At 71.8% G+C, this 20615-nt stretch carries 12 protein-coding genes; 8 read left to right on the top strand and 4 right to left on the bottom strand.

The genetic code is table 11. The annotated features are described in order from the left end of the window. Positions 1–19: 19 nt before the first annotated feature. Positions 20–1282, bottom strand: a complete 1263-nt coding sequence (locus ACFW9O_RS03400) for a nucleotide sugar dehydrogenase (protein ID WP_384604501.1) — start codon at positions 1280–1282, stop codon at positions 20–22. Positions 1283–1530: 248 nt separating this feature from the next. Between ACFW9O_RS03400 and ACFW9O_RS03395 the strand changes: the two genes are divergently transcribed. Beyond that, the gene (locus ACFW9O_RS03395; protein WP_384604499.1) at positions 1531–3237 is read left to right on the top strand and encodes a glycerol-3-phosphate dehydrogenase/oxidase; all 1707 of its coding nucleotides are present in this window, start codon (positions 1531–1533) and stop codon (positions 3235–3237) included. A gap of 25 nt (positions 3238–3262) precedes the next feature. Here the strand turns inward: ACFW9O_RS03395 and ACFW9O_RS03390 are convergent, their stop codons facing one another. After that, a complete protein-coding gene (locus tag ACFW9O_RS03390) occupies positions 3263–4375 on the bottom strand; it encodes a serine hydrolase domain-containing protein (RefSeq protein WP_384604496.1) in 1113 nt (370 codons plus the stop codon). A 118-nt stretch (positions 4376–4493) separates the two neighbouring features. Between ACFW9O_RS03390 and ACFW9O_RS03385 the strand changes: the two genes are divergently transcribed. From ACFW9O_RS03385 to ACFW9O_RS03360, 6 genes are all read left to right on the top strand, one after another. Beyond that, positions 4494–6512: a protein kinase gene (locus tag ACFW9O_RS03385; protein ID WP_384604494.1), complete on the top strand. Its 2019-nt coding sequence runs from the start codon at positions 4494–4496 to the stop codon at positions 6510–6512. Between the two features lie 213 nt (positions 6513–6725). Beyond that, positions 6726–9539, top strand: coding sequence for a protein kinase (locus tag ACFW9O_RS03380; RefSeq protein ID WP_384604493.1), 2814 nt, complete (start codon positions 6726–6728; stop codon positions 9537–9539). A 115-nt stretch (positions 9540–9654) separates the two neighbouring features. Further along, positions 9655–11340: a protein kinase gene (locus tag ACFW9O_RS03375; RefSeq protein ID WP_384604491.1), complete on the top strand. Its 1686-nt coding sequence runs from the start codon at positions 9655–9657 to the stop codon at positions 11338–11340. A 92-nt stretch (positions 11341–11432) separates the two neighbouring features. Then, positions 11433–13121 (top strand): serine/threonine-protein kinase, encoded by a 1689-nt coding sequence (locus tag ACFW9O_RS03370; protein WP_384604488.1) that lies wholly within the window; start codon positions 11433–11435, stop codon positions 13119–13121. A 151-nt stretch (positions 13122–13272) separates the two neighbouring features. Further along, positions 13273–14910, top strand: coding sequence for a succinic semialdehyde dehydrogenase (locus ACFW9O_RS03365; protein WP_384604486.1), 1638 nt, complete (start codon positions 13273–13275; stop codon positions 14908–14910). A gap of 51 nt (positions 14911–14961) precedes the next feature. Further along, positions 14962–16800, top strand: coding sequence for a GMC oxidoreductase (locus tag ACFW9O_RS03360; RefSeq protein WP_384604485.1), 1839 nt, complete (start codon positions 14962–14964; stop codon positions 16798–16800). Positions 16801–16883: 83 nt separating this feature from the next. Here ACFW9O_RS03360 and ACFW9O_RS03355 read toward each other — a convergent pair whose 3' ends face one another. Continuing rightward, positions 16884–17873 carry an LAETG motif-containing sortase-dependent surface protein gene (locus tag ACFW9O_RS03355; protein WP_384604481.1) on the bottom strand — a complete coding sequence of 330 codons (990 nt, stop codon included), beginning with the start codon at positions 17871–17873 and terminating at the stop codon, positions 16884–16886. A gap of 299 nt (positions 17874–18172) precedes the next feature. Here ACFW9O_RS03355 and ACFW9O_RS03350 point away from each other — a divergent pair, with 299 nt between their 5' ends. Then, positions 18173–19897 (top strand): peptidase, encoded by a 1725-nt coding sequence (locus tag ACFW9O_RS03350; protein ID WP_384604478.1) that lies wholly within the window; start codon positions 18173–18175, stop codon positions 19895–19897. 308 nt (positions 19898–20205) lie between these two features. On the opposite strand, the gene ACFW9O_RS03345 is transcribed toward ACFW9O_RS03350, so the two are convergent. After that, the gene (locus tag ACFW9O_RS03345) at positions 20206–20508 is read right to left on the bottom strand and encodes a chorismate mutase (protein ID WP_384604475.1); all 303 of its coding nucleotides are present in this window, start codon (positions 20506–20508) and stop codon (positions 20206–20208) included. Between the last annotated feature and the right edge of the window lie 107 nt (positions 20509–20615).

Raw genomic sequence — 20615 nt, 5'->3', positions numbered from 1 at the left:
CTGGCCGGTGGGCCAGTTCCTAGAGCCGGTGAGCGGCTCCGGCCGGGGTGGCTCCCCGGGTGTCCAGGAGGAGTTGGGCCTTCACGGCGAGCCCCTGGAGGTCGTACGTGCGGTGCTGCTGGAGCAGGACGGTCAGGTCCGCGCCGGCGGCGGCCTCGTACAGCGAGTCGGCGCGCGGAACCGGCAGTTCGCGCACGCGCCAGTCCAGGACGTGCGGGTCGTGGTACCCGATCTGGGCACCCATGTCCATCAACCGCGTCGCGATCTCCCGGGCGGGGGAGGCCTCCTGGTCGGCGAGGTCCGGCTTGTACGTGACGCCGAGCAGCAGCACCCGCGCGCCCCGGACCGACTTGCCGTGCTCGTTCAGCAGGGTCGCGCAGCGCTGGATCACGTAGCTCGGCATCCGGTCGTTGATCTCCTGGGCGAGCGAGACCATGCGCAGCGGGTGGCCGGGGGTGCGGCTGTTGTACGGGAAGTAGCCGGGGTCCACGGGAGCGCCGTGGCCGCCGACGCCGGGGCCGGGGCGGAACGGCTGGAAGCCGAAGGGCTTCGTCTCGGCGCACCGAATGACGTCCCAGAGGTCGACACCGAGGTCGTGGCAGAGCACCGCCATCTCGTTGACCAGGGCGATGTTGACGTGCCGGAAGTTGGTTTCGAGGACCTTCGTCATCTCGGCCTCGCGCGGCCCGCGGGCCCGGACGACCTTGTCGGTGAGCCGTCCGTAGAAGGCGGCGGCGGACTCCGTGCAGGCGGGGGTGAGGCCGCCGATGACCTTGGGGGTGTTGGCGAAGACATGGGTGCGGTTGCCGGGATCGAGTCGGCCGGGGGAGTGCGCGAGGTGGAAGTCGCGTCCGGCGCGCAGCCCGGAGCCCTCCTCCAGGAGCGGTCGTACGACGTTCTCCGTGGTCCCGGGGGGCACGGCCGATTCCAGCAGCACGGTGGTGTGCGGGCGCAGCCGGGCGGCGAGGGCGCGGGCAGCGTCGGTCACGGCGCCGAGGTCGAGGGTGCGGTCGGGACCCAGCGGGGTGGGGGCGCAGATCGCGGCGGTACGGACCCGGCCCAGCTCGGCCGGATCGGCGGTGGGCCTGAATCCCCCGGACAGCATCCGCCGGATGTCGGAGGCGCTGAGGGATCCCTCGACCGGTGTACGGCCCGCGGAGAGTTCGGCGTAGGGGCGGGGATCGGTGTCGTAGCCGACGGTGTGGATTCCGGCGGCGACGGCTGCTTGGGCGAGGGGCAGGCCTAGGTGACCGAGTCCGATGACAGCGAGGTCGGCGGGCATGTCGAGGGCCGTCCTTCCCTAAGACCAAGAAGACAGGAAGTGCAACTGCTGGGGACAGCGCAATGTCAGACTAGGCGTAAATATGACCTATATGTCGCATTCTGTGACTCTCGTCGACCGGGTGTTGTCCACAGGCGGTGGCTGAAGTCGTGGACCGCGGACAGAATCGGATGGTGGGCACGGGTGCCCGGCCTCGCGGCCGGTCCCCGCTCCCGTGCCGGACCACCCCGATCTACCGGGAGGCAGCAGTGAGGACAGCGACACTGGGACCCGCGGAGCGCACGGCGGCGCTCGCGGCGATGGCCGAGCGCGAACTGGACGTACTGGTCGTGGGAGCGGGCGTGGTCGGCGCCGGGACGGTGCTGGACGCGGCCACCAGAGGGCTCTCGACCGGGCTCGTCGAAGCGCGCGACTGGGCGTCCGGGACCTCCAGCAGGTCGAGCAAGCTGATCCACGGCGGGCTGCGCTATCTGGAGATGCTGGACTTCGCGCTCGTACGGGAGGCGCTGAAGGAGCGCGGACTGCTCCTGGAGCGACTGGCCCCGCACCTCGTGAAGCCTGTTCCGTTCCTCTACCCCTTGCAGCACAAGGGGTGGGAGCGGCTCTACGCGGGCTCGGGCGTCGCGCTCTACGACGCGATGTCGGTGTCCTCGGGGCACGGCCGGGGCCTGCCCGTGCACCGGCACCTCTCGCGCCGCCGTGCCCTGCGGGTCGCGCCGGCCCTGAGGAAGGACGCCCTGGTCGGCGCCCTGCAGTACTACGACGCCCAGATGGACGATGCCCGTTTCGTGGCGACGCTGGTGCGCACGGCCGCGGGCTACGGGTCGCACGTGGCGAACAGGGCGCGGGTGATCGGCTTCCTCCGCGAGGGGGAGCGGGTCGTCGGCGCCAGGGTGCAGGACGTCGAGGGCGGCGGGGAGTACGAGGTCAGGGCCAAACAGGTGGTCAACGCGACCGGTGTGTGGACGGACGACACCCAGGCGCTCATAGGTGAGCGCGGACAGTTCCACGTCCGGGCGTCGAAGGGCATCCATCTGGTCGTACCCAAGGACCGCATCCACTCCTCGACCGGGCTGATCCTGCGGACCGAGAAGTCGGTGCTCTTCGTGATCCCGTGGGGACGGCACTGGATCATCGGCACGACGGATACCGACTGGGACCTGGACAAGGCGCACCCGGCCGCGTCCAGCGCCGACATCGACTACATCCTCGAACACGTCAACTCCGTCCTGAACACCCCTCTGACCAGGGATGACGTCCAGGGCGTCTATGCGGGGCTGCGACCCCTGCTGGCCGGTGAGTCCGACGCGACGAGCAAGCTGTCGCGCGAGCACACGGTGGCGCACCCGGTGCCGGGACTCGTCGTCGTCGCAGGGGGCAAGTACACGACCTACCGCGTGATGGCGAAGGACGCGGTGGACGAGGCGGTGCACGGACTGGACCAGCGGGTCGCCGAGTGTGTCACGGAGGACATCCCGCTGCTGGGCGCCGAGGGCTACCGGGCCCTGTGGAACGCGCGGGCGAGGATCGCCGCCCGGACCGGGCTCCATGTCGCCCGGGTGGAACACCTGCTCAACCGCTACGGCTCGATGACCGAGGAACTGCTCGACCTGGTCGCGGGCGACGCGTCACTGGGCGAACCGCTGGCCGGCGCCGAGGACTACCTGCGGGCCGAGGTCGTCCACGCCGCCTCGCACGAGGGCGCCCGCCACCTCGACGACGTACTGACGCGGCGCACCCGGATCTCCATCGAGACGTTCGACCGGGGCACCCGCTGTGCGCGCGAGTGCGCGGACCTGATGGCGCCGGTGCTGGGCTGGGACACGGACCAGGTCGAGCGGGAGGTGGAGCACTACCGCAAGCGGGTGGAGGCCGAGCGTGAGTCGCAGCGGCAGCCGGACGACCTGACCGCGGACGCGGCCCGGCTGGGGGCGCCGGACATCGTCCCGCTCTAGGACCTCCTCGCCGGCATCACGCGGGTCAGCCGGCCCGGACCCGGCAGAACTCGGCCTCCAGAAGGGCCGGTTCGAGGTCCGGACCGGACAGCATGTCCGTGTTCGCCCGGAAGACGAAGACGTGCCGGCCGTCGCGCGTCGCGGCGGCCCGCACATAGCTTCCGGTGATGTGCCCGTTGTGCCCCCAGACGGTGGTGCCGCACGAGAGCTTCTGCGGGTAAAGACCCATGGCGTACAGGCCGTGTGCCGTGCGGGTGTCGAGCAGCGTGGCCAGCTGGGCGGGCGGCAGCAGGCGGCCGCCCAGCAGGGCCGCGTAGAAGCGGGTCAGATCGGCGAGCGTGGAGACCATCTCCCCGGCCGCGCCGGCCGTCCGCGGACCGGCCGAGGTGACATCGCGCAGCGTGCCGTCACCGGGGGAGCGGTGGTAGCCGCGGGAGTGCGGTGAGGGGAGGGTGCCCCGGGCCCCGGGGAACGAGGTTCCGGTCAGCCGGAGGGGAGTGAGGACGCGGCGCTGTATCTCGGCGGCGTACGGATGTCCGGTGACGCGCTGAACGACCAGGCCGAGCAGGACGTAATTGGTGTTGGAGTACGCGTACGTGCCGGGCGCCGTCACCGGAGGGTGCGTCAGGGCGGTGCGGACCGCGGTGCCCGGCGTGAGGGGCTGCGCGGACGGACCGGCCGCGCCCGTGACGGCGGGGTCCGTGGCGGGCAGTGCCTCGGTGTAGTCGTAGAGACCGCTGGTGTGGGTCAGCAGGGCGCGCAGCGTGATGCGGCGTCCGTCGTTGCCGTGCCCGCGTACGAGGCCCGGCAGATGCGTGTCGACGGTGTCCGACAGCTGCAGCGCGCCCTCCCCGGCGAGTTGGAGGACCACCGTCGCGACGAATGTCTTCGTGACGCTGCCTGCCCGGAAGCGGTCGCCGGGCCGTATCCCGGTTCCGGCGGAACGGTAGGTCTCCCGTGGTGCGGGGGAGTCGCGACGGGACAGAAAGGCCGCCGCGGGGGCATCGCCCTCGACGACGAGCCGGGGAAGGTAGGAGGATGCGGGCGTGAGGTGTGGTTCGCTGGGCAGGCTGGCCGTTCCCAGGGTGAGTAGGGCCAGCACCACCGGGGCGGCGAGCATCGTCCTGAGTGTCGGCATGGCGGGGGCTCCTTCCTACGGCCACATGATGGCCGACCAAGGACCCGGCACCATGGCCGGTCCCGGGGTGAGGGACAATGAACGCTCTGCCAGGGCGGGTTGATCGCAGAGGGGACGCATGTCGGAGGCGGAGCAGTCACGGGAGCCCCAAGGGGACAAGGACGGACGTCTTCTCGCGGGGCGGTACCGGCTCGGGGCGGTGCTCGGCCGGGGCGGCATGGGCACGGTCTGGCGTGCTGCCGACGAGACGCTGGGACGCACGGTCGCGGTCAAGGAACTGCGGTTCCCCTCGGCCATCGACGACGACGAGAAGCGCCGTCTGATCACGCGCACCCTGCGCGAGGCGAAGGCCATCGCGAGGATCCGCAACAACAGCGCCGTGACCGTCTACGACGTGGTCGACGAGGACGACCGGCCGTGGATCGTCATGGAGCTCATCGAGGGCAAGTCGCTCGCCGAGGCCATCCGTGAGGACGGCACGCTGACGCCGAAGCGCGCCGCGGAGGTCGGCCTGGCCATCCTCGACGTGCTGCGCTCCGCGCATCGCGAGGGCATCCTCCACCGCGATGTGAAGCCGTCCAACGTGCTGATCTCCGACGACGGCCGGGTCGTGCTCACCGACTTCGGCATCGCGCAGGTCGAGGGCGACCCCTCCGTCACGTCGACGGGCATGCTCGTCGGTGCCCCCTCGTACATCTCGCCGGAGCGGGCCCGCGGGCACAAGCCCGGCCCGCCCGCCGACCTGTGGTCGCTCGGCGGACTGCTGTACGCGAGCGTCGAGGGCTGCCCCCCGTACGACAAGGGCTCGGCCATCGCCACGCTGACAGCGGTGATGACGGAACCGCTCGACCCGCCGAAGAACGCGGGTCCGCTGGAAGAGGTCATCTACGGTCTGCTGGCCCGGGACCCCGAGCAGCGGCTCGACGACGCCGGGGCGCGAGCCCTGCTCACCGATGTGATCAATGCTCCGGAGTGTCCGGTGTCCCCGCCGGCCGATTCCACGCAGGTCATGGCGCTGCCCGGCACCACAGGCACGAAGAGCGGAAGCAAGAAGGCGGCCGGAGCGGCAGCCGCGTCCGTAGCGGCGGGCACGGCGGCAGGCGCGGCATCGGGCGGGGCGACCGGCACGACGCCCCCGACCGGTGACGCGGCCACGGCCGCGAGCGGTCCGGGCGAGGGCGCGCGGGACCGGCTGCGCGGTGCGCTGCGGTCCGTACGGAACGCGAAGGCACCGGCCGCGGGCACGGCCGTTCCTCCGGCGCCCACGCAGGCACCGGCTGTTCCCCACGCGGGTACGGCCACGGCATCCGCCTCCGGGCCCGTCGCGCCGCCGCGCCCGCCCGGCGGCCCGTCCGCCGCACCGGCCCGTGCCTCGATCACGGACGTCGTGCCGCGCCGCACCCTGGCCGTCATCGCCGGTGTCGTCGTGCTGGCCGTCCTCGGCACAGTCCTCGCGCTCACCCTGGGCGACGGCGACAAGGACAACAAGGGCAGTGGCACGGGCGGCGGGGGCGACAAGGCCGCGTCGGCCGGTGCCGCCTCCGGTGGCGACAGCGTCACCGACCCGGGCAAGGGCAAGGACAGCGCCAAGGACGACGAGGGCAAGAAGGAGGGCCAGGGCGAGGCGACCGGCAAGCCGTCGCCCGATCCGGAGACCGACGCACCGGCCCCGGACGGCGTGCCCGCCGGGTTCAAGCAGGTCACCGACAAGCAGTTCCACTTCAGCATGGCGATGCCCGAGAGCTTCAGGCGCGACGTCATAGCGGGAAGGAACTCGGGCCGCATCTACAACGCCGACGGCGGCTTCCCGCGTGTCCAGGTCGACTACAACGCCTCCCCGAAGGACGACGCGGCGGCTGCCTGGACGGCGGCCGTGGCCTCCACCAAGGCCCTCAGTAACGGCTACAAGCACATCGGGATAAAGAAGGTCGAGTTCAACGGCTACCCGACCGTCGCCGACTGGGAGTTCGTGCGTACCCAGCAGGGCATTCGGGTCCGGGTGCTCAACCGCGGGTTCAAGGCCGACGCCACCCACGGCTACTCGATCATGATCAGCTGCAAGGAGAGCGAGTGGGACGGCGCGGAGTGCACCGCGCTTCGGGAGACGGCGTTCGCCACGTTCAAGCCCACGGACTGACCGGCCGTTCGAGCCCACGGACCGACCGGCCCGCCGCCGAACGGAACGGCCGGGTTGCCCCGACCCGGCCGCACCGCCGCGCGTTGCCACGTATCGTGAGAGACCGTGGACCGTACGCAGCCGGGATCATGGGTCAATTGCACAGCAAGTGACCGAAATTGACTGATTATGCGGTCTCCGTGACCGGGGGACAGCGCGCTCTGGGGAGGCGTCGTGGACGACTATGCGGGTCGGGTACTTGCCGACCGCTACCGCCTTCCGCTGCCCCCGTCCGATGCGTACGAACTGGTCGAGACCCGGGCGTTCGACACGTACAGCGGGCAGGAAGTCCTGGTCCGGCAGGTGCCGTTGCCGGAGGTCGTGGACGCGGAGGTGCTCGACGCCGACGGGCTGCCCTCGACGGCCAGGCGTGCCACCGGACGCACGGTGCGGCGCTCCACGGACCCCGCGGTCCGCAGGGCGATCGAGGCAGCCCAGGCGGCGGCCCAGGTGCCCGACCACCCGCGCCTGGACCAGGTCTTCGACGTGTTCGCCGAGGCGGGTTCGCTGTGGATAGTGAGTGAACTGGTCGCCGCCCGCCCGCTCGCGGCACTCCTCGCGGAGCGACCCCTCAATCCGTACCGGGCCGCCGAGATCGGCTCCGACGTCCTGACCGCGCTGCGGGTGCTGCACGCCCACGGCTGGACCCACCGCAACATCACCGTCCGCACGGTACTGGTCTGCGACGACGGCCGTGTCGTGCTGACGGGGCTGGCCGCCGGTGCGGCCGAGGAGGCGCTGTGCGGGTACGTTCCCGCACCGCGGCCCGACGACGAGAACACCTACGGCGCCCCTGCGGTCGAGTCGGGCCCCACCGGCCCGTACGAACCGCCGTCCGAGTTCGCTCCGCCCTCCGAGTTCGCTCCGCCCTCGACGTTCGCTCCGCCGTCCGAGTTCGCTCCGCCGTCCGCGTTCGCCCCGCCCACCGGATTCGACCCGTCGGCCCGGTTCGCCCCGCCCTCCCCGGAGGGCCCGTCCGCCGCCGGGGTGCCGTCCTCGCGCGGCCCCGCGGAGATCGAGGCGGCAGATCCGCAGACCGGGGGTGTGGACCCGGGCGCGGACCGGCACGGGCAGGAGCTCGTCCCGCGGCCGCCCCGTCCCGCCGTCCCCGTGGCGGAACCCGGCGCCGGAAGCGCCGCGCAACTGCGCGCGGCACGCGCCGGCGCCATCGCCGCCTACCGGGCGGGTGCCCGCGCCGCCGCCCGGGTCAACGAGGAACAGCAGCGCGACCGCGACGACGCGAACACCGACGCAGGGGAGCGCGGGGGGACGGCCGTTCCTCCCGCCATCGGCCCCCCGCGGCCCGCCGGCACCTGGGGCCGGCCGGCCGACGACACCTACGACCCGTACGACGATGACGACGACGAGGACGACGAGGGTCCCGGCGGCTACGCCGGCGGCCCCCGGCGGGTCCACCTCGCCGGTACCTGGGGCGACGGACCCGGCGCGGGCCGCCCGGTTCCCGCGGGCGGTTCGGGCGGCTCCGGGGAGGACGCGCTGCGCGCCGACTCCCGGCGCCAGGGCAGCATCCCAGCCGTTCCCGCGGCCCGGCAGGACCGTCTGCCGCAGCCGGTGGCCGCACAGGCGTCCTCCGGCGGCTGGGACGAGGTCGTCGCGGGCAGCGGCGGTACGCCCGCCTACCGCGGCCCCGCCACCCCGCTCGCCGCCGAACGCGCCCGGCAGGCCCGTATCGCCGTCGTAGGCGCCGTCACGGAGCGATGGGCGCCGGAGCAGGCCGGCCCCGTCCACGACAACTGGCAGCTGGCCCCGCCCATCGGACCCTCCACCGACCTGTGGGCTCTGGGCGCCCTGCTCTACCGCGCGGTACAGGGACACGCCCCGTACCCCGAGGAGAACGCGTCCGAGCTCGTCCAGATGGTCTGCGGTGAGCCGCCCGCCTTCGCGGAGGAGTGCGGCCCGCTACGCCCCGTCGTCGAGTCACTGCTGCGTCAGGACCCCACGGAGCGCCCCGACTTCGAGGAGCTACGCGGCTGGCTGCGCTCCCTCGTACGGTCGGCGCCCGAGCCCGAGGCGGGCAACGACGTCGTGCCGCTGCCGCCCCCGGACGCCACCCGGCTCCCCGTCGTACGCCGGCGGGGCGAGCTGGTGCGCAGACGCCGGGGCCGCGGGTCGGCGCACGGCCGCCACCGCCAGGGGAAGCCGCAGCGGTACGAGAAGCAGCCCGTCCACCAGCCGGAGTACGCGAAGAAGCCCCCGCGCGAGCCCAAGGGTCCCAGGGTGCTGCGCGAGCCGCAGCCCGGACGGCGGCCCGGTGGCCGGCCGCCGAGGCGGCTCGGACGGCTGCTGCTGGTGCTGATCCTGCTGGCGATGGCCGCCGCGGTGGCCTATGCCGTGATGTTCATGCCCAAGGCCGGATCCGATGCCGGTACGGACACGGGATCGCAGGGACAGCCCTCCGGATCCGCCGCGCCCGCGGAGCCGGAACCCGAACCGAGCTCTCCGGCAGGGGAGCCGGCCCCCTCCGCCTCCCCCGGCTCGGAGAAGCCGCAGAGCAGCCGTTCGGCCGTCGCGCTCGCTCCGGGGTACGTGCTGCGCAAGGACGCCGAAGGCTTCGAGATCGGTGTGCCCAAGGACTGGCAGCGCAGCCCGGCCAACGCCGACCGGCAGATCCGTTACGGCAGCGACGGGTTCAGCGTGCTGATCGTGCCCGGCCGCGACACCGTCAAGGCCAACGGCAGTGACCCGCTGGACTACCAGCGCAGCCGCGAACCGGAGTTGCAGCCCTTCCGGGAGTCCAGCTGGGCGACGTCCACGGGCATGCGCCGGGTCGATGTCGGCCGACAGGTCATGGCGGAGGGGCAGTTCACCTGGCAGGAGAGCGGCGGCCGCGAGGTCTACGTCCGCAATCTGGTCATGATCGTCGAGGGCAGGTACCACATCATCCAGGTCATCGGTCCGTCGAACGAGCGCGACAGGGTCTCCGACGTCTACGACCAGGCCATCTCCTCCTACCGCGTGGGTTCCTGACCCCGCGGCAGTGCGCGACATGCATCACAGTGCGGTCTCGTGCCGCGGTGCGAGGTTCCGTGGCGCCGCCTCCCCTCCGTAACCTGTCGTTCGAAGGAATGGGGCGGGGACACACGTGGAACATGCGCAGGGCACGGACTCGGGAATCGTACTGGCGGGGCGGTACCGGCTCGGCGACGTCCTCGGCCGCGGCGGTATGGGCAAGGTGTGGCGCGCCCACGACGAGGTGCTCCACCGGACCGTCGCCGTCAAGGAGTTGACCGCGGGGCTGTACGCCGCGGAGGCGGACCGGGCCGTGCTGCACGCCCGCACGCAGAAGGAGGCGCGCGCGGCCGCCCGCATCACCCATCCTGGGGTCGTCACGGTCCATGACGTCATCGAGTACGACAACCGCCCCTGGATCGTCATGCAGTACGTCGACGGGCCCTCGCTCGCCGATGCCACGAAGGAGACCGGTGAGGTCGAGCCGCGCGAGGCGGCCAGGATCGGTCTTCACGTGCTGAGCGCGCTGCGGGCCGCGCACGGCGCAGGGGTGCTGCACCGGGACGTCAAGCCGGGCAACGTCCTGCTCGCCCGGGACGGACAGGTGCTGCTGACCGACTTCGGGATCGCCGCGATCGAGGGCGACTCCACCATCACCAGGACCGGTGAACTGGTGGGCTCCATCGACTACCTGGCACCCGAACGGGTACGCGGCGGCGACCCGGGCCCGGCCTCCGACCTCTGGTCGCTGGGCGCCACGCTCTACACCGCTGTGGAAGGGCGCTCACCGTTTCGCCGCACGTCCCCGATCTCCACGATGCAGGCCGTGGTCACGGAGGAACCGCCCCCGCCGGAGCGCGGCGGGGCGCTGGCGCCCGTGATCACGGCCCTGCTGCGCAAGGACCCCGCGGAGCGGCCGACGGCCGCCGAGACGGAACGGATGCTGCTGGAGGCGATGGAGGGGCGCAAGCCCGTCACGGCGCAGGCGTACGTACCCACCCAGCGGGTGTCCGAGGACGACCTGCGCGCCTTCGTCCCTGACGGGTCGACGGCCCGTCTCGCGCAGCCCGCACAGCCCCCGGCCCGGCCGGAGGGCGAGCGGCCGCACGTCCAGCCGTACACGCCCGCGCCCGCGGTCCGTCGCAGCCGGGGCAGGTGGCGTACGGCGCTGCTGGTCATCGCCGTCGCCGCGCTGCTCGGCGGGGCGGCGGGCCTGCTGGCGATGAAGTACGCGGGGGACGAGGGGAGTACGGGGAAGGGCGGCACCGGCACCGGGACCGCCGCCGGTCCGTCCTCGGCCGGTCCGTCGACGCCGTCCAAGGATCCGCAGCCCGGCTCGCAGCCCGGTTCGCAGGACGTACCCGACGGCTGGACGCGGGTCCACGACCCCGAGGGCTTCAGCCTCGCCGTGCCCCAGGGCTGGACCCGGCAGACGGACGGCAACCAGATCGACTACACCCCGGACAACGGGGCGCACCGCATCCGGATCAGCCTCGATCCGAAGCCCGACTTCGACAACTCGTACATGCACATGCTGAGCATCGAGAAGGACCTCTCCGAGCGGCTGCCGGGCTACGACCGGCTGACCCTGCACTCGAACACCTTCAGGGACCGGCCGGGCTCCCTCTGGGAGTTCACCTGGCTCGAGTCCAAGGACCATCCGGGGCCGCGCCACGGAATCGACCAGATGTACTTCGGTGAGACGGGCGGACCCGAGTACGCGATCTACATGACGGGGCCCGAGGCGGACTGGGCCGAGAGCCGGGACCGCTTCGAGACGATGCTGCGCAGCTGGAAGCCCCCGGAGTCCACGGACTGACGACCGGTCACCCCCACGACGACTGTCACGGCTCTGCACCCTCTGTCCCGTCCCGGTGGTCACAGCCTGTGCGCTTCCGACAGGATGAGGGCATGACCAACGATGGGGGACGGGCGAACGAGCCCACGAGCTACGGGCTCCGGCCGCCGCACGCACCGCAGGAGCCGCCGGGTCCCGTGCACGGACAGGCGGGTCTCCCGGAACAGTCCGCCTTCCCGGACCCTCCCGGCGTGCCCGCGCCCACCCCGACCGTCACCGTTCGGCCCCCCGAGGGTGCGCCGAACCGGCTCGTCGGGGGCCGCTACCGGCTCGTCGGGCGACTCGGGCACGGCGGAATGGGGACGGTCTGGCGGGCCCACGACGACATCGTGGACCGTGACGTGGCCGTCAAGGAACCCCGGGTGCCGGACCACCTCGGGGAACGCGAGCGGGCGGTCGTCTACCTGCGCATGCAGCGCGAGGCGCGTGCCGCCGCCCGTATCGAGCACCCCAGCGTCGTCACCGTGCACGACGTGGTCGTCGAGGACGGCAAGCCGTGGATCGTCATGGAACTGGTCAGCGGCCAGTCGCTCGGCGACCGCCTGCAGGAGGGGACCCTCGACCCGCGCGAGGCCGCCAGGATCGGCCTCGCCGTCCTCGGCGCGCTGAACGCCGCCCACGGTGCGGGTGTGCTCCACCGCGACGTCAAGCCGGACAACGTCCTGCTCGGGCGCGACGACCGGGTGGTCCTCACCGACTTCGGCATCGCGCAGGTCGAGGGCGAGCAGCGGCTCACCGAGACCGGTGCCTTCGTCGGGTCGCCCGAGTACATCTCCCCGGAGCGGGTGCTGGGCCAGCTGCCCGGTCCGGAGTCCGACCTCTGGTCGCTGGGTGTCGTGCTGTACGCGGCGGTGGAGGGCATGTCCCCGTACCGCCGCTCCCACACCCCGGCCACCCTGCAGGCCATTCTCTCGGCGGAACCGCAGATGCCGGCCCGGGGCAAGGGCGTCTTCGGCACGCTCGTCATGCAGTTGCTCCGCAAGGACCCGGCGGCACGGCCGGGGGCCGCCGAGATCCGTTCCGCCCTGGAGTCGGTGGTGGCCCTCCCGCCGGTCTCCCGGCCGCTCACCCAGCCGTACGGGAACGGCGCGTCCGGCGGCGGCAGCCGGTGGGTGCCTCCGGTGCTGCACCGCAACCGGAAGGCGCAGTTCGGGTTCGGCGCCGGGGTGCTGGCGGCGGCTCTCGCGCTCGTCCTCGTGCTCGCGGACCCGTTCGCCGGCGACGAGCTGCCGGGCGGCTGGCAGGTGAGGCCGGAGAACGAGGTGCTCTCGGCGGACGTGGCCGTGCCCGAGGACTACAAGCGCATCCAGGAGGACACCGGCGAGCTCGTCTGGTACGCGGACCCGAGCGGTGTCTTCGAGATCGACTTCTGGCACAAGGCGGTCAAGAAGGACGACACGGCGGCGGAGAAGTCCGCGGGTGCCGACCCGGAGGACCGCAAGGCGTACTACGAGAAGGGCGGGGCGAACACCCTGGAGATGAGGGACGCCACCGTCTCCTTCAAGAAGACCGAACACCAGGGCCGCACGGCGTACGACATGGTCACCGAGTACACCCCGTACTCCTCGACCGAGGACGACGCGCTGCGCTTCCGCTACCACGAGCTCCTGATCCCGGGGCGGACGGCGAGCGATCCGTACTGGCACGTCCGGGTCAAGATGCCCGCGGCGGGTGAGGCGGCGACGGACGGCGAAAAGATTTACACCGAGGTCGCCGAGCGGCTGAAGATTCACGATTCCTGAGCCTGCCGGGAAGATAGCCCCTGATCAGCGGTTATTTCGCCAGTGATCACTGGCTGGTTTGCCGGGTGCGGCCACAGCGGTGTTGTGGGGTCTGTGAAAACCTGTTACCGACGGGTACCCAAAGTGCGCGGGTGGACATACTCTCGCCCTCATGACGGACTCGCAGGCCTCCACGACCACCTCCGCCGCCCCCGGCACCCGTGTCGGCACCAACCCGGTGGCAGCGGCCCCCGCAGGCGTTCGCACCGCCGCCGACGTGGTCACACCCGAGGTGATAGCCCAGCTGACCCGTGGCGTCGTCGGCTCCGGCCGCACGGCCAACCACAGCCCCTTCACCGGGGAGAAGCTGGCCGACCTGCCCGAGTCCACCCCCGAGGACGTCGCGACCGCCTTCGAGCGGGCCCGCGCCGCCCAGCCTGCCTGGGCGGCGACGTCCGTCCGCAACAGGGCGGCGGTACTGCTCCGCTTCCACGACCTCGTCCTTCAGCGCCAGGCCGAGGTCCTCGACCTCATCCAGCTGGAGACCGGCAAGGCCCGGCTGCACGCCCACGAAGAGGTGCTGGCCGTCGCGGTGTCGGCCCGCCACTACGGGCGCATGGCCACCTCCTACCTGAAGCCGAAGCGGCACACCGGAGTCGTCCCGGCCCTCACCAAGGTCACCGAGCTGCGCCAGCCGCGCGGGGTCATCGGCCAGATCGCTCCCTGGAACTACCCGCTCGAACTCTCCGTCGGCGACGCGCTGCCGGCCTTCGTCGCCGGCAACGCCGTGGTGATGAAGCCCGACACGGAGACCGCGCTGACCGCTCTGTGGGCCCGTGACCTGCTGATCGAGGCCGGACTGCCCGCCGAGGTGTTCCAGGTCGTGCTCGGGGACGGCCCCGTCGTCGGCCCCGAGGTCGTCGGCCGCGCCGACTACGTCTCCTTCACCGGCTCCACCCGCACCGGCCGCGAGGTCGCCCAGGGCGCGGCGGCCCGGCTCGTCGGGGTCTCGCTGGAGCTCGGCGGCAAGAACCCCATGCTGGTCCTCGAGGACGCCGACGTGGAGAAGGCCGCCGCCGGCGCCGTCCGCGCCTGCTTCTCCTCCGCGGGGCAGCTCTGCATCTCCATCGAGCGGCTGTACGTCCACGAGGCCGTCGCGGACGCCTTCCTGGAGCGCTTCGCCGCCCGTACGAAGGCGATGCGGCTCGGCAACTCCCTCGCCTACGGTGCCGAGATGGGCTCCCTGGTCGGCGAGCGGCAGCTGGAGACCGTCACCCAGCACGTCGCCGAAGCCGTCGAGAAGGGCGCCACGCTCGTCGCGGGCGGCGTCGCCCGCCCCGACATCGGCCCGCTCTTCTACGAGCCGACCATCCTGACCGACGTCCAGGAACCGATGGCCGTCTGCGCCGAGGAGACCTTCGGCCCCGTCGTCTCGGTCTACCGCTTCACCGACGAGGACGACGTGGTCTCCCGCGCCAACGCCACGTCGTACGGCCTCAACGCCAGCGTCTGGACCAAGGACGGCCGGCGAGGCCACCGGATCGCCGCGCGGCTGCGGGCCGGCACGGTCAACATCAACGAGGGGTACGCACCCGCCTACGGCAGCGCCCAGTCCCCGATGGGCGGCATGAAGGACTCCGGCCTCGGACGACGGCACGGCTCGGAGGGAATCCTCAAGTACACCGAGGCCCAGACCGTCGCCCAGCAGCGGCTGATCCCGCTCGCGCCGTCCTTCGGCATGGACGACGAGAAGTACGCCGCCCTCATGAGCTTCGGCCTCAAGGCGATGAAGGCCTTCCGGCTGCGCTGACGCGGGCTGCCCCACTCCTGCCCTTCCCTCCCTTCCGCACCGAGGAGAGCCATGTCCCAGGACAGCGCTGCCCAGAATCAGACCCCGCGCTCCGACGGGCCCGACGACGACGCCGCGTACGACTACGACGTGCTCGTCGTCGGATCGGGCTTCGGCGGCGCGGTCTCGGCCCTGCGGCTGAGCGAGAAGGGCTACCGGGTCGGCATCCTGGAGGCGGGGCGCCGCTTCACGCCGGCCACCCTTCCCAAGAACTCCTGGGACATCAAGAACTACCTGTGGGCCCCGGCCCTCGGGCTGTTCGGCATCCAGCGCGTACACCTGCTCGGAAAGGTGATGGTGCTGGCCGGCGCGGGCGTCGGAGGCGGCTCCCTCAACTACGCCAACACGCTGTACGTACCGCCCGCGCCGTTCTTCGAGGACCGCCAGTGGGCCGGCATCACCGACTGGCAGGACGAGCTGGCCCCGTACTACGACCAGGCGAAGCGCATGCTGGGAGTCCGGCTCAATCCGACCATGACCCCCGCGGACGTCCACCTCAAGGCGGCCGCCGAGGCCATGGGCGTCGGCGACAGCTTCCACTTCGCCCCCGTCGGGGTCTTCTTCGGCGACGGCGTGGACGCCGACGGCACGTCGAAGGCGAAGCCCGGCGAAGAGGTCGCCGACCCCTACTTCGGCGGCGCGGGACCCGCCCGCAAGGCCTGTTCCGAGTGCGGCGAGTGCATGACCGGCTGCCGCCACGGCGCGAAGAACACCCTCAACGAGAACTACCTGTACCTGGCCGAGAAGGCCGGTGCCGTCATCCACCCCATGACGTCCGTCGTCGCGGTCACGGACGACACGGAGGGCGGCTACCGGGTGTCGACCGTCCCCACGAACCGCCGCAGGAAGGCGAAGCCGACCGTGCTGCGGGCACGGAAGGTCGTCGTCGCCGCGGGCACGTACGGAACGCAGACACTGCTGCACACCATGAAGGACCAGGGGCTGCTGCCGCGGCTCTCCCCGAAGCTCGGCGAGCTGACCCGGACCAACTCCGAAGGGCTGGTGGGCGCGCAGACCAGCGACCGCCGCTACCGCAAGAAGCACGGCATCGCGAAGGCCGACTTCAGCAAGGGTGTCGCCATCACCTCGTCGATCCACCCCGACGAGAACACCCACATCGAGCCGGTCCGCTACGGCAAGGGCTCCAACGCGATGGGCGCGCTGACCATCCTCCAGGTCCCCTACGGCACCCACCGGGTGCTGGGCTGGCTCGGCAGCATGGTCAGGCACCCGACGCTGGCCGCGCGTTCCCTCTCCAACCGGCGCTGGTCGGAACGGACCATCATTGGTCTCGTCATGCAGTCGCTGGACAACTCGCTGACCGCGTACCGCAAGCCCGGCGGCATCGGAAAGGGACTGCTCACCGCCCGGCAGGGCCACGGTGCACCCAACCCCACGCAGATCGCCGAGGCGACCCAGGGTGCCAAGCTGCTGGCCGAGGAGATCAACGGCTTCGCCGGGTCGAACATCGGGGAGCTGATGGGCACTCCGCTCACCGCGCACTTCCTGGGCGGCTGCGCGATCGGGGCGAGCGCCGAGGAGGGCGTCATCGACCCGTACCACCGGGTGTACGGACACCCGGGCATCTCGGTCGTGGACGGTTCGGCGGTCTCCGCGAACCTGGGCGTCAACCCGTCGCTGACCATCACCGCGCAGGCCGAGCGCGCCATGTCCTTCTGGCCCAACAAGGGCGAGACGGACCCGCGGCCGGCACAGGGCGAGGCGTACACGCGGCTGTCCGCGGTCGAGCCGAAGGCGCCCGCGGTGCCCGAGAAGGCGTTCGGCGCGCTGAAGCTCCCGTTCCTGGGGATTCCCGTGGTGCCGCCGAAGGCGACCGCGTCCGAGGCCTGAGCGCCTCCGGAGCGGCGTCCGGGAACGCCAAGGGGCTGCACCCCCCTCCGAGTGCAGCCCCTCACGTTCGACCGGTGACGCGCTTACGCGGCGGCGTCACCGTTCTTACGGCGCCGCACGATGAACATCGCGCCGGCACCGAGCGCTACGGCCGCGCCGCCCGCGAGGGCGAACATCGGCGTGGCGGACGACGAACCGGTCTCGGCGAGGCTGCCCGTGACCTTTCCTGCGTCCGCGTCGGCAGGCTCCTCGGACGGGGCCGGCACCGAGCCGCCCTCCTGGGGCTTCGTGTCGTCCTCGTCACCGGCCTTCACGATCTGGAACTTGTACGCGACGTCCGTGAAGCAGGGCAGGTCCTCCTCCTCGCCGAAGACGAGCCCGCCGCCGAGGCTGAAGCCGGCGCCCACCGGGGCGCTCGCCTGCACCTTGATGCGCAGGGATATGTCGACCTCGTACCCGGGCTTGATCGCGTCGGTCTCACCGACGTAGCCGGTCGAGACGCCCTCCTCGTTCAGGTCCTCCCACTTGCCCGTGTCCTCGTTGAGGGCCTGGAGGCGGACCTGCTTGCTCGTGAAGAGGTGGTCGCCGGCCTTGTCGGACGACGCGCCCGCGAAGAACCACACGTTCTTCACGGTCTTCTTCGAGTTGTTGTAGACGTTGAACTTGAAGGTGTCCCAGCCGCTGCCCCGGGCGATCTTGCCGGCGAGACCGTTGATGGAGAGCTTCAGCGGGCTCGGGTTGCAGTAGCCGTCCTCGTCCGGCTCCTCCGGGTCCTCGGTCTCCGTGGCGGTCGGAGTCGGGGTGGCCGACGGCGTCGCCGAGGTCGTCTCCGACACGGAGGGGCTCGGGGAGGTGGTGGCCGTCTCGGTGGCGTCGGTGGACGTCGTCGCGGACGGGGAGGCGGACTCGGTGGTCCCGGCCGACGCGGTCTCGGACGGCGCGGTGGTGACCGACTCGGTCGCGCTCGGGGTCGGCGTCGTGTCCGTGGCGAAAGCGGCCGGTGCGGAGAGCACGACGACCGGTGCGATGACAGCGGTGGCGGCAGCGAGTGCCATGGTGCGACGAAGCTTCATGAAGGCCTCAGCAAGTCCGTTGTACCGCGCGGGCTGCGGTACGGCGAAAGAAAATGGGAGAACGGGCCTGCCGTTGTGGGGCACGGAATTAGCCAGTGTGTTCGCCATCCATGACCTGTGATGCGGTCCGATGGTTGTCCCGCCTTTCACAGAATATTTATGTGGCGCTCGCCACACGCGTCCCTCGTGCCCAATCCGTGATCTTGGCCGGCGCAACTCTTCGTACGGCTGCGAGGTCGAACTCTTGCTGCGTCACAGCAGTTGCACAGCACCCGTCGATCCCATCCCAGAGGTCCGCGATGACACGCTTTTCTCCGAGAACTGCGCTGCGCCGAACCGCAGGCAGCCTTGCCGCCGCCGGGCTGCTCGCAGCCGGGTCGCTCGCCGTCGGCGCGCCCGCGCAGGCCGCCGATCCCGCGTTCACGCTCGGCGGTCCGGCCGAGACGGCTCTGCACCCGTACCCGGCGACCGGGTCCCCGCAGAAGACCTCCCTCGGCCTCACCGTCAGCAACCCGGTCCAGGGCGAGGAGGGCTATCAGGGAGAGGTGACCTACACCCTCGACCTCAGCGGGATCGCGGGCGTCGCCGACATCGACGTCGCCGAGGACACCGGTGCGGACTGCGAGATCACCGGCGCGACGGCCGTCTGCCACGACTACGGCGTGTACTCCGGGCTCAGCAGCATCGCCGACTTCGACCTCACCGCGGCCGAGGGCGGCAAGGACGGAGCGTCGGGCACCATCGAGGTCACCGGTTCGGCGGACGGGGCCACCTTCGTCCCGTTCTCCACGAAGGTGACGATCGGCGGCCCCGACCTCGTCATGAAGCAGCTCCCCTTCGAGCAGCAGCTCAAGCCGGGTGACGTACAGCCGGCCCCGATCACGTTCGCCAACCGGGGCACGACGGCCGCCGACGGCGTGCTGCTGACCCTGATGTACTCGCGCGGCCTGGAGATCCCCGAGCGCTACGCGAACTGCGAGTACAACGGGGAGGAGCCAGGGGACGTCTTCGCCTGGTCCACCGCGCTGTGCTCGGTCGAGGGCTCCTACGAGCCGGGCGCCACGTACACGCTGGCCGTACCGCTCTCCGTCAGGGCGAGCGAGCGCGCGTACCACGACACCTTCATCTACCGCATCAACGAGGACAGCGCGGCACAGCGCTCGGCGCAGCGCGCGGGCGCGCCCTTCACCCGGGGCACCGGCCCGGAGCTGACCCTGAAAAAGGTCACGTCCTCCGCCCGCAGCGGGGACCTCAACCCCTGGGACAACCAGCAGGAAGCCGACTTCCGTACGGACAACACCGCCGACTTCGTGGCGACCGGCGCCAAGGGCGCGGGCACCGTCGGGGAGACCGTCGCGGCCACGATCGGCTTCCGTAACGAGGGGCCCGCCTGGATCGGCAACATCCGTTCGGGCGAGCCCGTCGCCACGGTCGACTTCACCGTCCCCCCGGGTTCCGAGGTCACCGGGAAGCCTGACTCCTGCCAGGGAGTGACGGCTGCGGGGAAGTACCGCGAGGAGCAGCTCGGCGCACCGCGCTACGTCTGCGACTCGTCGATGGCCGTCCGCGACGGGGCCGAGACCGCACTGCCTTTCGACCTGAAGATCACCGAGGTGATCCCGGGCGCTGCCGGCAAGGTCGACGTCCGCAACACGTGGCTGAGCGACCCCGTCCTGCCGTTCGACCCGAAGCCGGGCAACAACACCGCGCAGCTGGTTCTGAACGGCGAGGACCCGGGCTCCGAGGACACCGGCGGGACAACGGACGGCACCACCACGACGGGCGGTTCCACGGAGGGCACCACAGGCGGGACGACCGGATCCACGTCCGGTACGACGGGCGGTCCGTCCACCTCGTCGGCCTCGGGTTCCACCGGAACGTCCGGCTCCGACCCGGTGGGGAACGGTGGCGGTCTCGCCTCCACCGGTTCCGTCGCACTGATGGCTTCGGGAGCGGCAGCCATCGCCCTGGCCACGGGCGGAGTGCTGTACGCGACATCCCGGCGGCGCGCCCGGCGGGGCTAGGGTCTCTCCTCCGGACCGGCGTCGCTGCCGGTCCGAGGGCGGCCGGACCCGGGCGTCCCCGGGGCCGGCCGCAATTGGGGTGACCGGGCTGCTGTCCCCTGCCGACCGGTCACGCGCGCCGGGGTGTGGTCCCACGACGTACCTGCAGTACGTCACACATCCCGGCGGAGCCACGCGTGGTTTCCTACCGCTGCCGCCCCTGGCTGGCACGGACACACGGACCAACGAAGTGGCACGGGGCCCGGTCACGCGCCGTACGGGTGAGACCGGGCCCGAACGCAGATACGGCCGTACAGCCTTCCCGGGCCTCACACCCGGCCGCGGCACAGCTCCAGCAGCGTCATGGCGAGTGCCGTACCCGGCCTGCCCAGGGCGTCGCTGTAGTGGCTGAGGACGTCCATCTCGCGGGAGAGGTTGACCCGGCGGCCCCCGGAGGTGATCCGGGCCTCCTGGATGACCGCCGAGACGGCCATCCGTTCCTGGACGAGACCGATGATCCGGTCGTCCAGGGTGTCGATGCGGGCCCGGGCGTCGCCGATCAGGGAGGCGGCCTCGTCGGTGTGCGCGCCGGTCCGCTCGGCGGCCGTCTTCGTGGGTGCGGTGATGTTCATCCGTGACTCCTGGAGGGGTACGGCCCCCCGGAGCGACAGGCCCGGAACGCCAGAACGCCCCGGGCCTGTCGGCCCGGGGCGCCTGGAACGTTGCTTGTCAGTTGCTC

The organism is Streptomyces sp. NPDC059499, assembly GCF_042749285.1.
Lineage (GTDB): Bacteria > Actinomycetota > Actinomycetes > Streptomycetales > Streptomycetaceae > Streptomyces.
The sequence above is the reverse complement of the archived record's forward strand: the minus strand, read 5'-3'. Positions and strand labels throughout refer to the sequence as shown.